The organism is Mycoplasma sp. 21DD0573 (assembly GCF_034863425.1).
GTDB lineage: Bacteria > Bacillota_I > Bacilli_A > Mycoplasmatales > Metamycoplasmataceae > Mycoplasmopsis.
Genome location: NZ_JAYFEZ010000017.1, coordinates 1 through 13,787, shown reverse-complemented (window position 1 = coordinate 13,787; position 13,787 = coordinate 1). Strand labels below are relative to the sequence as shown.

The 13,787-nt window shown below is 29.1% G+C and carries 13 protein-coding genes, 9 tRNA genes and 1 rRNA gene; 19 read left to right on the top strand and 4 right to left on the bottom strand.

What is annotated here, in order from left to right; all coding sequences use genetic code 4:
* The first annotated feature begins 152 nt into the window (after window positions 1–152).
* From VBM86_RS02845 to VBM86_RS02790, 12 genes are all read left to right on the top strand, one after another.
* A tRNA-Pro gene (locus tag VBM86_RS02845) sits at window positions 153–229 on the top strand.
* A gap of 7 nt (window positions 230–236) precedes the next feature.
* Window positions 237–313 (top strand) — tRNA-Ala (locus VBM86_RS02840).
* A gap of 5 nt (window positions 314–318) precedes the next feature.
* Window positions 319–395: transfer RNA gene (locus tag VBM86_RS02835), tRNA-Met, on the top strand.
* Window positions 396–401: 6 nt separating this feature from the next.
* Window positions 402–477, top strand: a tRNA-Ile gene (locus VBM86_RS02830).
* 3 nt (window positions 478–480) lie between these two features.
* Window positions 481–573 (top strand) — tRNA-Ser (locus tag VBM86_RS02825).
* Window positions 574–589: 16 nt separating this feature from the next.
* Window positions 590–664 (top strand) — tRNA-Met (locus VBM86_RS02820).
* Window positions 665–668: 4 nt separating this feature from the next.
* Window positions 669–745: transfer RNA gene (locus tag VBM86_RS02815), tRNA-Asp, on the top strand.
* A gap of 4 nt (window positions 746–749) precedes the next feature.
* Window positions 750–825: transfer RNA gene (locus VBM86_RS02810), tRNA-Phe, on the top strand.
* A 105-nt stretch (window positions 826–930) separates the two neighbouring features.
* Window positions 931–3,612, top strand: coding sequence for an isoleucine--tRNA ligase (ileS, locus tag VBM86_RS02805; RefSeq protein ID WP_323189787.1), 2,682 nt, complete (start codon window positions 931–933; stop codon window positions 3,610–3,612).
* Between the two features lie 2 nt (window positions 3,613–3,614).
* Window positions 3,615–4,283 (top strand): signal peptidase II, encoded by a 669-nt coding sequence (locus VBM86_RS02800; RefSeq protein ID WP_323176799.1) that lies wholly within the window; start codon window positions 3,615–3,617, stop codon window positions 4,281–4,283.
* Between the two features lie 193 nt (window positions 4,284–4,476).
* Window positions 4,477–4,582, top strand: a 5S ribosomal RNA gene (gene rrf / locus VBM86_RS02795).
* 130 nt (window positions 4,583–4,712) lie between these two features.
* Complete coding sequence (locus VBM86_RS02790; RefSeq protein WP_323189786.1) at window positions 4,713–5,036, top strand: thioredoxin family protein; 324 nt, start codon at window positions 4,713–4,715, stop codon at window positions 5,034–5,036.
* An 8-nt stretch (window positions 5,037–5,044) separates the two neighbouring features.
* On the opposite strand, the gene VBM86_RS02785 is transcribed toward VBM86_RS02790, so the two are convergent.
* Window positions 5,045–5,120: transfer RNA gene (locus VBM86_RS02785), tRNA-Thr, on the bottom strand.
* A gap of 66 nt (window positions 5,121–5,186) precedes the next feature.
* Window positions 5,187–6,539: a signal recognition particle protein gene (gene ffh / locus VBM86_RS02780; protein ID WP_348866206.1), complete on the bottom strand. Its 1,353-nt coding sequence runs from the start codon at window positions 6,537–6,539 to the stop codon at window positions 5,187–5,189.
* 111 nt (window positions 6,540–6,650) lie between these two features.
* Between ffh and VBM86_RS02775 the strand changes: the two genes are divergently transcribed.
* The 3 genes from VBM86_RS02775 to VBM86_RS02765 are packed head-to-tail and all read left to right on the top strand — an operon-like array spanning window position 6,651 to window position 9,108.
* Window positions 6,651–7,592: an RluA family pseudouridine synthase gene (locus tag VBM86_RS02775; RefSeq protein ID WP_323189784.1), complete on the top strand. Its 942-nt coding sequence runs from the start codon at window positions 6,651–6,653 to the stop codon at window positions 7,590–7,592.
* The gene (locus VBM86_RS02770) at window positions 7,585–8,535 is read left to right on the top strand and encodes a hypothetical protein (RefSeq protein ID WP_323189783.1); all 951 of its coding nucleotides are present in this window, start codon (window positions 7,585–7,587) and stop codon (window positions 8,533–8,535) included. Before VBM86_RS02775 ends, VBM86_RS02770 begins: the two co-directional genes overlap by 8 nt.
* 24 nt (window positions 8,536–8,559) lie before the next feature.
* Entirely contained in the window at window positions 8,560–9,108 is a 549-nt protein-coding gene (locus tag VBM86_RS02765) for a SprT-like domain-containing protein (RefSeq protein WP_323189782.1), read from the top strand.
* A gap of 35 nt (window positions 9,109–9,143) precedes the next feature.
* On the opposite strand, the gene tyrS is transcribed toward VBM86_RS02765, so the two are convergent.
* Window positions 9,144–10,376, bottom strand: a complete 1,233-nt coding sequence (gene tyrS, locus VBM86_RS02760) for a tyrosine--tRNA ligase (RefSeq protein WP_323176805.1) — start codon at window positions 10,374–10,376, stop codon at window positions 9,144–9,146.
* Between the two features lies 1 nt (window position 10,377).
* Entirely contained in the window at window positions 10,378–10,962 is a 585-nt protein-coding gene (tapR, locus tag VBM86_RS02755) for a TyrS-associated PheT N-terminal domain-related protein TapR (protein WP_323176806.1), read from the bottom strand.
* A gap of 37 nt (window positions 10,963–10,999) precedes the next feature.
* Here tapR and VBM86_RS02750 point away from each other — a divergent pair, with 37 nt between their 5' ends.
* The 4 genes from VBM86_RS02750 to tsaD are packed head-to-tail and all read left to right on the top strand — an operon-like array spanning window position 11,000 to window position 13,713.
* Complete coding sequence (locus VBM86_RS02750) at window positions 11,000–11,851, top strand: DegV family protein (RefSeq protein ID WP_323189781.1); 852 nt, start codon at window positions 11,000–11,002, stop codon at window positions 11,849–11,851.
* 1 nt (window position 11,852) lies between these two features.
* Window positions 11,853–12,248, top strand: coding sequence for a tRNA (adenosine(37)-N6)-threonylcarbamoyltransferase complex ATPase subunit type 1 TsaE (tsaE, locus tag VBM86_RS02745; RefSeq protein ID WP_323176808.1), 396 nt, complete (start codon window positions 11,853–11,855; stop codon window positions 12,246–12,248).
* Entirely contained in the window at window positions 12,248–12,781 is a 534-nt protein-coding gene (gene tsaB / locus VBM86_RS02740) for a tRNA (adenosine(37)-N6)-threonylcarbamoyltransferase complex dimerization subunit type 1 TsaB (protein ID WP_323176809.1), read from the top strand. The genes tsaE and tsaB overlap by 1 nt, the downstream gene beginning before the upstream one ends.
* A complete protein-coding gene (tsaD, locus tag VBM86_RS02735) occupies window positions 12,781–13,713 on the top strand; it encodes a tRNA (adenosine(37)-N6)-threonylcarbamoyltransferase complex transferase subunit TsaD (RefSeq protein ID WP_323176810.1) in 933 nt (310 codons plus the stop codon). The genes tsaB and tsaD overlap by 1 nt, the downstream gene beginning before the upstream one ends.
* Window positions 13,714–13,787 lie beyond the last annotated feature (74 nt).

Below are 13,787 nucleotides of genomic sequence, written 5' to 3'. Positions count from 1 at the left end.
ATTCAGACATTTTAATGAATTATTAAAATAACTATTCAGTTTTCAAAGAATATTTGACACCTTTAATGGTGTTTTTTATTTTCAAAAAAATATAAAAAAAATTTCATAAAAATATTTTTTATATTATAATAATAACGCAACTAATGATTGTTGGAGAAGTAGCTCAGCTTGGTAGAGCACTACATTTGGGCTGTAGTGGTCGCAGGTTCAAATCCTGTCTTCTTCACCATTTATATGGGGGGTTAGCTCATTTGGCTAGAGCGCCTGCCTTGCACGCAGGAGGTGGTGGGTTCGAATCCCATACTCTCCACCATATATGGCACTGTAGCTCAGTTGGTTAGAGCATCCGGTTCATACCCGGAAGGTCAAGAGTTCGAATCTCTTCGGTGCTACCAAATTACGGACCTATAGCTCAACGGTTAGAGCAACCGGCTCATAACCGGTCGGTTACAGGTTCGAATCCTGTTAGGTCCACCATACGGGTGATTACCCAAGTCCGGCTGAAGGGACTAGTCTTGAAAACTAGCAGGGGCTTCACGGCCCGCGGGGGTTCGAATCCCTCATCACCCGCCAATAACAGGAAATACATAGCAGAGTGGAGCAGTGGTAGCTCGTCGGGCTCATAACCCGAAGGTCGAAAGTTCAATTCTTTCCTCTGCAACCAAAACGGTCCAGTGGTAAAGTGGTTTAATACGCCTCCCTGTCACGGAGGAGAACGCGGGTTCGATCCCCGTCTGGACCGCCATTATGGCCTTGTAGCTCAGTAGGTAGAGCAACAGATTGAAGCTCTGTGTGTCGCTGGTTCGATTCCTGCCGAGGCCACCAAAAATCCTCTAATTTGTTAACTTGTTAAGTTAGTAAATTAGAGGATTTTCTTATATAATTTAATTTATTTATAATTAATTTATAATTTAACAACAGGGAGAAAATATGGACTTCAAAAAGACTTTAAATATGCCGCAAACAAGCTTTGAAATGAAAGCTAATTTAATTGAAAAAGAAAGTAAATATAGAGAAAAGTGATATCAAGATAACATATATCAAAGAATATTAGAAGAATATAAAGATAATATATCTTTCATTTTGCATGATGGTCCACCATATGCTAATGGAGATTTACACGTAGGTCATGCTTTAAACAAAATCTTAAAAGATATAATTGTGAGATGAAAAACTTTAAATAAATATTATTCTCCATTTGTTCCTGGATGAGATACACATGGATTGCCTATTGAACATAAAATGCTTTCAGAAAGCAACCTTAAGAAAGAAGAAATTTCACCACTTGAGTTAAGAATTAAAGCGAAAGCTTATGCATTGGAACAAGTCGAAATTCAGAAAGAACAATTTAAACAATTACAACTTTTTTCAGATTTTAAAAAGTATTACATCACCTTAGATAAGGAATATGTAGCTAAACAATTAGAAGTCTTTTCTAAAATGATTTTAGATGGTTTAGTATATAAGGGACTTAAACCGATTTATTGATCTCCTACTTCACAAAGTGCTTTAGCAGAAGCTGAAGTTGAATATAAAGAAGTAAGAAGTCCATCATTATATTTAAAACTAAGAGTTGTAAGTAGTAACTTCGACAAGATCCATAACGGTGATGATGTTGTTGTTTGAACAACTACTCCTTGAACATTATTAGCTAACTCAGGAGCTGCCGTAGGGCTTAAAATTAAATACATTAGAGTTAAGGTTGAAAATGATACTCTAATTTTTTCAGAAGAATTATTTAAGAAATATGCTGAGAAGAATGAAATTTATGAATATGACATTCTAGATGAATTTTATGGATATGAAGTTCTTGGTAAAAATATTTTATATTTCACGCCAATCACTCGTTTATTGGCTCCGTTAGTTGTTGGTCATCATGTTACTGAAGATTCTGGTACAGGTATTGTTCATATTGCCCCAATGTTCGGAGAAGACGACTTTTTAATTGGGCAAAGATTTAATTTAGAAAAAATTATGCACGTTGCAGATGATGGAACTATCTTTGGAACAGGTACTGATTTTGATGGTTTATTTTATGATAGTGCAAATAGACCTATTGTTGAATTTTTAGATGATAGAGTTATGAAATTGGAGTTTATGAAGCACTCATATCCACACGATTGAAGAACTCACAAACCAATTATTTATAGAGGTACACCTCAATGATTTGTTTCTATTGACAAAATTAGAAGAGACATTTTAGAAAATATTGAAACAAAAGTTTCAACATACCCAGAATGAGCTAAAACAAGATTAAGAAATATGATCGCAGAAAGAGGTGATTGAACTATTTCAAGACAAAGAACTTGAGGTGTTCCAATCATTATCTTTTATGATGAACATAAAAACCCTGTAATCGATGAAGAACAATTTGATTTTACAATTAATCAAGTTTTAGAGCACGATATCAATATCTGATGAGAATGAGATACACAAGACTTATTACATCCAAAATACAAAGGTAGAGAATTTACAAGAGAAATGGATATTATGGATGTTTGATTTGATTCTGGTGTTTCATTTACTGCTGTTGATATTGATGAGCGTTACAAGGCTCCGTATGACTTATATTTAGAAGGAATTGACCAATACAGAGGTTGATTTAACTCATCTATCATTAACTCAGTTGCATATCAAAAAACAGCTCCATATAAGCAAATTGTTTCACATGGTTTTGTTTTAGATAAGAATGGTAACAAGATGTCAAAATCATTAGGAAATGTAATTAAGCCTATTGATGTTGTTAAAAAACGTGGTGCAGATATATTAAGATTATGAGCAGCTAATAGTGAATATACAAACGATGTAAATATTTCAGATGATATCCTTGATCAAAACACTGAAATCTATAGAAAAATCAGAAATACTATCAGATTTATGTTGGGTAATTTATCCGGTTTTGAATATGATTCTAATATTCAAAAAACAGGCGTTCATGCACTTATTTCAGAACAATTAAATGAATTAAAATTAAACATTAAAAAAGCTTATGATGAATATAAATTCATTAATGTTGTTAAATTATTAAATAACTATATTGTTGACTTATCTGGATTCTATTTATCAATTACTAAAGACATCCTTTATATAAGAAAAACAAACGATCCAGAAAGATTAATGGTTCAATCCAACTTATATGAAATCGTAGACTTTATTATTAAAGCAATTGCTCCTATTTTACCTACAACAGCTGAAGAAGCATACGAACACTTTAATAAAGCTACAAAGTACGACTCAATAATGTTTGATGCATTTGATTTTAATAATGTTGCAGTTAATAAATCATTAATTGAACAATTTGATGAATTCTTCCAATTACGTGCTGAAGTAAATGCTAAAGTTGATAACTTAATTAAAGAAGGTACAATTAAGAGAGTTAATGAAGTATATGTTAAATTACCAAATTCATTATCAGACTTTATCAAATCACTTGATTTAAAAACTTTATTAATGGTAGGTAAAGTATCATTTGAATCAAATAATGAATTAGAAATTACAACATTTGATTCTGAAAAATGTCAAAGATGTTGAAATCATTTCGAAAAATCAGAGATGATAGATAATTTATGTAATACATGTTATGAAATTGTAAAAGATTGGGAAGATAAATAATTATGAATAATCAAAAACAACAAAATAAAACTTTTGTTACTAAAATAGTTGAACACTTCAAAGTAAATTGAAAATCAATTTTAACTGCATATGTAATATTATTCATTGTTTTTGCAATTTTCTTAACAATAGACCAACTAACAAAAACTTTCCTATTTAAACATGGTGATGTTTTAAGATTAAGACCAGATGGCCAAGCTCCTTTACCAGATGGAACATACATTTTCCCTGAAAATATTTATCCATCAAATTCTGGTGAATGACAAAATTTTGGTTTATTTGGAATTAGATCTATTTGACATAAAGGTGTGACATTTTTGAAGACAACCGATATTGCTTTAATTCAAGGTTTAAGCTTTATGGTGGCTGTATTTATCCTAATATTGCCTTTATTCTTCACTAAGAATTCTTTATACTATTCAATCCCATTAGGTATCTTACTTGCAGGAGATTTCGGAAATGCGTTAGATAGAATTTTATTTAACGGTTATGTAAAAGATATGCTTTACTTACCTTGAGCAGATAAAGGTACATTCAATCTAGCTGATACATTTGTATTTGCTGGTATTATAGTATTCGTTATTATTTCAATTACAATGTGGATTAAAGAAGCACGTGATGAGGATAAAAATTTAGAATACGAAGCTAACATTTACATACGTAATAAATAATTCAGTAATTAAACAAACATCTCAACATTGTTGAGATGTTTTTCTTCTGCTAATTTTGTAAATTCATAGTATTAAATTTAGTTTCCTAATCAATGAATGTAAGTGACGAAATTTGTGTTTCATTGGAGATTAAAATTTTTTAGAAAAAAATTTAAAAAATATTTTTGTTTTTATTTATCAGTGCTATAATATTCACAGTGGTTATAGCAAAGGGGATCACCTGAATCCATTCCGAACTCAGTAGTTAAGCCCTTTAGTGCCGAAGATAGCTTTACAGTGAAAATAGGGAGCCGCTGCTTTTTTTATACCTTTTTTTAAAAATGTTATATCAAAAGCAGTAAAAAGTTTAAATTTCACAAAAAATAAGTGCTAAAAAGCACTTTTTTATTTTTTGGTATAATAATTACATATTGTTTAAGGGAGGCAAAAATGATTCACAATGATTTAACAAAACAAGATGTTTTTTCATTTTTAGATAATTCAAAAGGTGTAAAACTTTTAGTATTTTATACAGACTGATGTGGCCCATGTAAAATGTTATATGCAAACACATTAACTGAATTAGACCAAAAAGATAATGTTGAAATATTAAGAGTTAATATTGATAAAAACAGAGATTTTGCAAGAGAGATGAATATTACAAGTATTCCATATATTCAAATTTATAAAGATGCAAAATATGTAACTGCACTTTCAGGGTATTTACCATATTCAGAATTAAAATCTGTTTTAGACAAAGTGTCAAAAGAGTAATAAAAAAATGGTGCCAACAACTGGACTCGAACCAGCGACCCCTTCCTTACCATGGAAGTGCTCTGCCTGCTGAGCTATGATGGCACATTTAATAAGTTAATTTTATCAATAAAATTAAAAAAGCAACATAATTAAATGTTGCTTTTTGTTTTAGAATAATCCTCCAAGACCACCTAAACCACTTGTTCCACCATTTTTGAATTTATTAGCCATATCAACTATTCTTTTTTGCATTGACTCAAACTCATTAAGCAGTTTGTTGTATTCTTGAACGCTTCTTCCTGAACCTTTTAAAATTCTTTCTTTTCTAGAAGCTTGTTTTAAAAGTTTAGGATTTTTTCTTTCTTTCTTAGTCATTGAAGACATTAAGATTTGGTAAAGTTGCATTTTTTCTTCAGCTTTATCTAAGTCTTCTTCATTAATTTTATTTGATAAAGAACCAGGAAGCATTTTAAGTAATTTTGAGAATTTACCTAATTTCTTCATTTGCTTAATTTGATCCATTAAATCATCAAGGTCAAATTTACCTGAAAAAATTCTTTCAACCATATTTTTTGCTTTATCTTCATCAATGTTATCTTGCGCATGTTCGATAAGTGATAAAACATCACCCATCCCGAGAATTCTATCGGCCATACGGTTAGGGTGGAATAGATCAATATTAGATGTTTTTTCACCTGTACCAATGAATCTGATAGGCACATTTAGCACTTGACGTAAGCTTAATGCGGCTCCACCACGTGCATCTGAATCAAGTTTTGTAATAATTAAACCTGATAAACTTAAGTTATCATTGAATGTTTGAGCAACATTAACAATGTCTTGACCAGACATAGCATCAGCAACAAAGAATATTTCGGATGGATGAGCAATTTGTTTAATGTTTTTAAGCTCTTGCATTAACTTCTCATCAATTGATAAACGACCGGCTGTATCGATAATAATTAAGTCATTTTTATTAGCATCAGCTTGTTTTAATGCATTAGTTACAATTTCTTCTGCAGGAACTTCAACACCTTTCTCATAGTAATCAACTTGAATACTCTTTGCTAAAGTTACTAATTGTTGCACAGCAGCTGGACGATAAATGTCAGCTGCAACAACAAGTGGATTATTTACGAATTTTTTCTTTCTAAGATAGTAAGCAATTTTAGCTGTTGCTGTAGTTTTCCCTGAACCTTGAAGTCCACACATCATAATGATATAAGGTTTTTTTGTGATCGAAATTTCGGTAGTTTTTCCACCTAAAATATTCACAAGTTCTTCGTGAAAAATTTTAATCATTTGTTGTGATGGATTTAATTTACCTATAATTTCAGATTCTAAAGCTTTTGCTTTAACATTATTAATAAACTCTTTAACAACTCTTAAGTTAACGTCAGCTTCAAGAAGTGCTAATTTTACGTCTTTAGTTACTTCTAAAATATCAGCTTCATTTAGAGTTGTTTTTTTTGACATTTTTGCAATACTTTTTTGTATTCTTTTCTCTAAAAAATCTAACATAGTCATATTATAACATTAAAAACTTTTTATATAGTTTTCTCAAACGTACTAATAAATAAATATTTATTAGTAAATACAAATAAAATCTATAAAAAATATATAATTGAATTTATGATTGAATTAGTAGTTAAATATACTGAAAGAATTGATAAATATATTTCAAATAATACTGAAATATCACGTAATGATATTAAGCAACTTATTGATGAGAGAGTTGTAACAGTTGATGATGTTTTGGTTAATAAACCTAAATTTATGGTTAGAGAAGGTCAAGTAATTAAAATTTCAAGAGTACTTGATAAGGAAATTAAGGTAGTTCCTAAACAAATGGATTTAGATATTGTTTATGATGATGAATATTTATGTGTCATTAATAAACCAACTGGTATGACAGTTCACCCAGCTCCAGGTCATTATGAAGATACATTAGTGAATGGACTTTTATATCATTTTAAAAATAATTTATCAGACCAAAATGGATTGCTTAGACCAGGTATCGTTCATAGAATTGACAAAGACACAAGCGGTTTATTAGTTATCGCAAAGACTAATGAGGTTCACAATAAACTTTCTGAGTTATTTGCTACTCACGAAATTAAGCGTTCATATTTAGCAATTTGTGATGGTGTATTAGAAAGTAAAAAACTTAAATTAGTCTTACCTATTGGTAGAAATGCTAAAGATAGACTTAAAATGGAAGTAACTGATATTAATGCTAAACCAGCAACTACTCACGTTACTTTATTAAAAACATTTTACATTGATAACTTACCTAAATCACTTGTAAAATGCGAACTTGAAACAGGAAGAACTCATCAAATCAGAGTGCATATGGCATATATTAAAAATCCAATTCATGGAGATCCTGTTTACAATAAGTATGTTGATGAAAATGGGCAAAGATTACACGCTTATAAATTAGAATTACATCATCCTATGACTGGAAAAGAAATGGTGTTTTATTCAAAACCACCACATGACTTTGATGTAGCTGATTTTAACTTCGATGAATTTATAAAAGAAGATCAAATAAAGGAGGTATTGAATGCTTAAATGAAATTTAAGAGATTTTCTAAAATATCGTAAAGCAGATGAATTGTATGAGAAAGGACAAAAAACATTTGCTAGTTGAGTTTGACTTTTATTTGCTTCAATCACATTAATTGCTGCATTAACATTGGCTGGCTTCTTAATTGTGACAATCGGACACAATACATTTTTAAAACCTGAAACCAAAAACTTATCAAGCAATGAAATAATTAAAGTCACAAATGAAAGAAAAAGTTTTTTTATTTTCTGCATAATAAATCAATTTTTTTACATAATTATTTTTTGTGCTGCTGCAATTGTAATAATTATTTCTTTTATCAAAGTTCGTAAGGAAAAAACTTATCTTAATTTCAATAGATGACCAATCCTATTATCGACAATTGTAGGACTATTTAGTGTTTTCACATTATTCAAGTACATTTTTAACGACACATTTAATCAACCAGGTTCACCAAATATTGTAATTGCAATTTTTGTTATTGATGTTGTTACAACTATATTAACAATTGTTAACTGATTAATTCCTGCTAAAAAAGTTGTATTTATTATTAAGATGTTCTACTCAATTAAAATGGAAGAAGAAACACTTGCTATGGCTGCTAAAATGCAAGAGTTATTCAAAAATAACCCAAATGGTATTTCTGATTTATTTTCAGGATTTGCTAATGGTGCAAACTTAAATGATATTTTCAAAAATCAAAATAAATCAGGAGATGCTACTGATTCAGAAAAGAAAGATTTATCAGAAGAAGAAAAAATTCAAGCAGATGTTCAAAAAGAAACTGCAATCAAAAAACTTTTAGAAATTCCAAATGAGCAATTATTCAAAATGGCTGAATTATTAGGTATTAGTGGATATCAAGAAATGGCTAAAGATAAATTAGCTGAACTAATTTTTAATTACACAAAACAAGCTAAAGAGGAACAAGATAAAGAAAATGCTTAATAGGCATTTTCTTTATCTTTAATTATGGTTTATACACACAAATTACTTGCTGAAAATGAAATTTCAATTGATAAAGATTGATTTGTTTTATTAGGAGAAAGATACACTTATAAATTGCTTCCTAATAATTATCTTTACATATTTGACTCAAGTCGAAAAGTAGCAAAATCACTACGTTGTAGGTCTGAAAGAAGAATAAAACCATTATTATTGGAGTTTGCAAGAGAGCAAATTTCAATGATTATTCAGAAATACTTTGATGAATATTCACAAATAATGAACATTGATAAAAGGTGAAGATGGGAGTTAAAAAACTCAAAATCATATTGAGGAAGATGTGTAATTAGATCATCAGATCCCAAAAAACAATTTTTAATAATGTTCAATGAGAGATTATATTTGATCGATGAATATTTTATTAAAGAAACTGTAGTTCACGAATTATTGCATGCAGTAGGTTTTATTAAACACGATAAAACTTTTAAAAAAGAATTAGTTCGCTATTTACCTGATTTAAAAGAAAAGATTGAAGCTCATTATCATCCAATTTTGAGCAGAACTTCAAAGGTGTAAGAAAATTCTCATCAACCGATGAGAATTTTTCATTTCTATTTAATTTTGATTAAGTAAATATTTTTCTTACCAACGTGAAGAAGTGCGAATTTGTTATTTCATAAACTTGAATTTAAAACGCTGTCTTCATTTACTGGTTCTAAATTGAGCTTAATTGAATTATTTGTAATAAACTCTCTAGCTTCACGTTTTGATTTAATAATGTTATTTTGAATAAGTTGATTAATTAAATTTTGATCTTTAACTAATTCAAAATGGTTGATATCTTCATAAATATCAGATATTTCTTCTGTTGAATAATTTGATAAATCTAAATTTTTATTAAATAATATTTCTGAAATTAATTTTGCTTTTTTAGCTTCAGCACTAGAGTGAACGTCGGAAATAACTGCATAAGCAAGCTCTTTTTGAGCATATCTTAATGAAGGTTGCTCTTTATGTTTTTCGATAATTTGTTCAATTTGCTCTAATGGTAAAAATGTTAATCATTTAAGTAATTTTTCAACTTCGCTATCAGGTTGATTTAACAAGAATTGATACATAACAAATGGTTTTGTTTTTGATGCATCTAATCATAAACTACCACCACCTGTTGATTTACCAAATTTATTCCCATTTGCATCAGTTAATAAGTTAGCTGTAATTGCAACTGCTTTATGATCGTTTCCGTGCAATGTAGAAATCATATCTAAACCAGTTGTGATATTTCCTCATTGATCTGAACCACCGAATTGAATGCAAATATTTTTATCTTTGTATAAGGTAGCAAAGTCTCAACCTTGAATTAATTGGTAAGTGAATTCGGTAAAACTTAATCCTTTTTCAATTCTAGAAGCAACTGAATCTTTAGCAAGCATATATGAAATATTTACTAATTTACCTACAGATCTAAGAAATTCTAAAATATTCATATCTTTGTAAAAATCATAGTTATCAATAACAGTTAAACCGTATGATTCAAGCTGTGCCTTAATTTTATTTTTATTTTCTAGAACAGTAACATCATCAAGAAGTTGTCTTTCAGAATCTTTGAAAGAAGGATCACCAATCATTCCTGTAGCTCCACCTAGGATTGCATAAGTTGTAAAGCCTGCTTGTTTAAATCTTAATAAGTTAGCTATTTGAATGTAATTTCCTAAGTGTAAACTTGTTGCTGTTGGGTCAAAACCACAGTAAACTCCAACACCTTCCGGAAGTGAGTTGAATTTTTCCTCATTACTAATGGCTTTTAAAATACCACGGTTTCTTAATTCTTTAAGTACATTCATTTTAAAAATCAAAATCCTTTCCAATTTGTTCGCTTGTTCCGAAAATTAATCCTTCTCTATCGATTCCTAAAGTTCTGTATCCTGATAGCATTCCGTAACTTTTTACATTAAGCATTTGGCCTTCTAAGACTTCTAGACCACTAAAAACAGTTGTTCCTGGTAATGATAAAACAACAACTTTACCTTCTTGAGAATCTAATGTATTTGTAACTAATTGAATATGTTCATTTGTTTCTTTATTAATTAAAACTTCTAGAATAAATAACTTCTCACTTTTAGGGTGATTTTCTCTTTTTGTAATTAAACCGTAAATGATTTTAGGTTCATTTTCTAAAGCAAAACCATTTTTAACTAAAACTGAAGATAATTTTGCAATTTGTTCTGCATTTAATACACCAAATTTTGAACCAGGCTCAATATCAAGAAGCTTATTATCAAGTAAATTTATAGAATGTATTTTTTTATTATCATCTGAAAAAATAATCATATTATCAAGTTGTATTTGTTGAGTTTTCGAAACTCTACTATCAACAAAAATAATAGATACATTTGAGAATGATTTATGCAAATTATTAAACAATATCATAAACAAAATTATACATAAATTTAATATAATTGAATTTATGAAAAAGGTAGCTATAGTAGTAGATTCAGCTTCAGGATTAAATAAAAAACAAGCTGAAGATTTAGGATGATTTTATCTTCCTTTAAGAATTGAATTAGATGGAAAAACATACAATGATGGTATCGATTTAACACCAGAAGATTTTTTCACTTACTTTAATTTAGATACAAAAACCTACAGAACTTCTGCAACACCAATCGGGGTAGCAGAAGATTTAATTAGTGAGTTATCAAAAACACACGATTATGTTGTTGTTTTCCCTATTTCAAAACATTTATCAAGTCAATATCAAAACTTAAAGGCTCTTGAATCATCATATCCAAAATTAAGAGTTATTGAGTCAATTTTTGTTGCATCATTAATCACACTTCAAGTTTGAGATTTTGTTGAATTAATCAAAAATGGAACTGATGTTGATGAAGCAATTAGAGAAATTGAACAATGAGATGAGAGACAAAAAGTTTCAATTTTTCCTAAACACAATGAATACTTATTAAAAGGAGGAAGATTAACACCTGCTGCAGCTGTTGTTGCTAGATTGCTTAGAATCATTCCTATTGTAAGTTTCTATAAAGGGAAATTAGAAGAAGAAGGAAAAGGTTTAGTATTCTTAAAAACAATTTACAAGAATATTGATGCTAAATTAAAGGATAACGATAAAGATATCTTAATTATCCATTCAAATTCAGGCGACTTAAAAGATGTTGTTGATTATATAAAAAGCAAGGGGAAAAATAGAGTTTTCACAACATTATTACCTAACTGTATTTCAGTTCATACAGGGCCTGAAACTATTGTTGTAGTTCAATTATCTAAAAACTTAACTGAAGAAAAAATTAGTACATTATAGAATGCTAAAAAAAATTGTTTGTTCTAGTCTGCAAGACTTAGAACTTTTTATAAATCAAAATTTTGAACTATTTAAAGAGAAACAATTTTTATTATTATCAGGTGATTTAGGAGCCGGAAAAACTACTTTCACTAAATTATTAGGTAAAAAAATAGGTATAAAAGAGAAGATTACATCACCAAGTTTTTCATATATGAAAAACTATGATGGTCTAATTCATATTGATTTATACAACTTTAAATCTTCAATTGATGAGTTTGAAGATTATTTTGATGATAATTTAGTTGTTATTGAATGAGCGAACTTGCAAAATTTAGATTTTACACATTATGTAAAAATTAATGCATATATGAATGAAGACGAAAAACATGTTTTTGAAATTACAGAGGTTAAATAATGAATGTTTATTTAGATACAGCAACAGAGGATTTTGTTTTAGTTTTATTTGATAAAGATTTCAATGTTGTTGACTTTGTTTTATTAGAAGGTTATAAGAAAAAAGTTCAGTTAATAACTGAACAATTTCAACTGTTATTGAGCAAAAATAATTTAACAGTAGGTAAAATTAATAACTTTTATATAAACAAGGGACCAGGTTTTTTCACTGGTGTAAGAAGTTCTTTAGTTTACTTTAGAACTTTTGCTCTTTTATATAAAAAACCTCTCTTTACAATTAATACATTTGAAATTTTAGAAACATTAAGTCCTAATAGAGAAAACTTCTATATAGATGCACAAGGTTCAAAAGTATATTTTTATGATAAAAACGCCATTCAAATAGTTGATAAGGATTCAACTGAAGTTGACAAAGTAGATTATAAAAAGATGATTGATAGCTTCAAGGATTTTAAAGATAAATTCAAAGAAGAAAACACTATGGACGTAGAACCTTTATATATTAAACAACCTCAAATTGGAGGTGTAAACTAATGAGAATTTTAGGTATTGAAACTTCCCATGATGACACATCTTTAGCAGTTTTAGAAGATGGAAAAGTTTTAGATTTATGAACTATTTCACAAATTGATATTTTTAAAGAGTTCGGAGGAACCATTCCTGAAATAGCTTCACGTGAGCATGTTAAAAATATTGCACTTATTCAGGAATTAATATTGCAAAAATATGATCCAAATTCTTTTGATTATATTGCTTACACGAAAGAACCTGGTTTAATAGGAACGCTACAAGTTGGTTATTTATTTGCAAGTGCTTTTGCACTAGCAAAAAATAAACCTTTAGTACCTGTCAATCACCTTGTTGGTCACTTTTTATCAGCCACATTAACTAACGAAATTGCATTCCCTGCATTATGTTTATTAGTTTCTGGTGGACATACGCAATTAATTTATGCTAAAGATGTAGATGATTTGGAAATCATCGGAGAGACACTTGATGATGCTGTTGGAGAAGCTTTCGATAAGGTTTCTTCAAGATTAGGTCTAGGTTTTCCTGGTGGACCAATTATCGATAAGCTTTTCAAAGAATATGATGGTGAATTTACAAAATTAACATTTCCACACACAGATAATGAATTAGATTTTTCATTTAGCGGTCTTAAAACACAAGTTTTAAATAAAGTTAACAAAGCTCAAATGAAAAATGAAGAACTTGACAAGGAACAACTTGCTGTTTCTTTTCAAAAAACAGCTATTGACTACTTGATTGGTAAAACTAAAGCAGCATTAGAGAGATATGATGTTAAAACTTTAGTTTTAGGAGGTGGAGTTTCTGCTAACTCTTACCTAAGGGAAGAGTTTTGTAAATTGCATAAAAACACTATTGTTCCATCATTAAAATATGCAACAGATAATGGTGCTATGATAGCTCAAGTTGCCTATCTAGCTTTTTCCTGAAAAAAATAAAAAAACTTTTAAATAATTTATAATAAACTAGGACAAGTTTTATAGACAATTTATAAAAAACTCAAAGCATCTCA